Source organism: Campylobacter sp. RKI_CA19_01128 (assembly GCF_025771175.1).
Classification (GTDB): domain Bacteria; phylum Campylobacterota; class Campylobacteria; order Campylobacterales; family Campylobacteraceae; genus Campylobacter_D.
Window position 1 is genome coordinate 1 of the sequence record NZ_JAKMPU010000028.1, and the last position, 2028, is coordinate 2028.

1 protein-coding gene is annotated in these 2028 nt (G+C 27.2%); it reads left to right on the forward strand.

Annotation, left to right across the window (positions count from 1 at the left end; genetic code table 11):
• The coding region (locus L8U98_RS08115) for a hypothetical protein (protein ID WP_263737865.1) at positions 1 to 2028 on the forward strand (2028 nt) is incomplete at both ends.

A 2028-nucleotide genomic window follows, 5' to 3' on the forward strand; every position in this document is an offset into this window, starting at 1 on the left:
GCAAATTATGATAAAGCTTCTAATGCTTATGTTATTAAAGAGCATAAATTTAATAATAATGATGTATATGATTATAATCTTGATACTTATAAACTCTTAAGTGGTAAAAACTTCTATGGCCAAATGGCTACTAATAAAAACCTTTCAAATATCACTTTAATCTATGATAATCCTAAAGATAAAACTCATTCTAAAATGAATGATTTATATTTTAAACAAGACATACTCACTCCAAGTATAAAAGAAGATATTTTTGTAGTTAATGGTTTTCATAGTTCTAACTCAGCTAATACTACCCTAAATCAAATCAGTTATATACCTTTTTTAGTTTCTGCTTATACCTTTAATGCAAAAGCTAATAATAATACCTTAGTATTAAAAGCAGGAGAATTATCTTCAGTATATTATTTAAAACCTACTGATAAAGAAGTAATTAACCCTAAAGCTACGGGTTTAGATAATAAATATAATTTTCTAATCACTCCAGCTATAGCTAGAAAAGGTGAAGTAAGTAATAATACTTTAAACTTCTTAAAAGATGCCTATGTAAATATGGGTGTTGAAAACACCTATACCTTACCTTTAAATGGTGCTCCTTATATCTTAGGTGCTTTTGGTGTAGATGCTAATGCTAATAATAATACAGTTATATTAAACAAGGGAGTAAAGATAGACTTTCATACTACCCCTTATAGACAAAGCATGCTAGGAGATAATATCTTTGATGAGAGAATGACTCATGTAACAGGAGCTATTACTTATAATGGCAATGCTAAAAATAATAAGGTTATTATAGATGGAGCTTCTTTATTAGTACATGGTCCAAGTGGAGCATATTCAACATCAGCTGCTACTCACTTAGGAGGAGCTTTCGTAGATGTAAACAACAATCAAAGTTATGAAGTAAGTAATAATAGTGTATTAATCAATGATTTAAAACTAGATTTAAGAGTAGATACTAAAAATACTCCATTAGCTTATAATGCCATCTTAGTAGGAGAAATCTATGGGGGTAAAATCATACAAGGTAATGCTTATAAAAACACTATAGATATAAAAGACTTACAAACCTTATTAGCATTAAATACTAATGTAGAAGTAAAAGCTCTTTTAGACTTTTATGCAGGTATGACTAATAATGGTATAGCTAATGATAATAGCATTAATATTAATCTAAAAAAACCATTTGAGATTAATTCTAATTTTACAGGTAAAAATGAGTTTAATCTTTATGGTGGGGTAGCGACTAAAGGAGCTAATAATAATAGTATTAATATCAATGGGGATTTAACCCAAGGACTTACTGTTGAAAACCATCAAGATAAAATTCAAATCACAGCAGCACAAACTCTAAGCTCTAAAGCAAATAATAATAGCATTGTTATTAAAAACTCAAATATTGCTATACCTTTATACTTATATGGAGTAAGTAAGGTTAGTTTGGATAATAAAGATTATTATGCAAGTAGTGCTAATGCTAATAGTATAGTTTTAGATAATGTAAAATCAGGTAGAAATCTCACTACCATTATAGAAGCTGATAATTTAGAAAAAAACACTATAAAATATAATCTTGTACAATCTTTATCAAATGCTTCTAATATAGATAAAGGTTCTAAAATCATTTTAAGAGCCAATGAAAATGCCAATAATAATACTTTAAACATTAAAGATTATTCAAGTGCAGCTAGTTCTAATGTTTATGTTATTAATGCTAAAACTGAAAGTGCTAATAATACTTTTATCTTTGATAATTTAGCCCTAGGTACAGCTTCTGATAAAAGAGAAGGGGAAATAGTAATTAGTGCAGGTATAGCTAAGAATACTCATGATAATTATACTCATATAAATAATTTAAATATAGATGAGTATAAAAACAACAAAGCCATATTTATAAGTGCTTCTGGTGTATATAGTGAAAATGATAAAAGCTATAATAATACCTTATATCTAAGTGGTAATACTAATATTTTTAATAATACTAATATAGAAGTATTAGCAGGTAGCTTTTTACAAACTAAAGAAGAT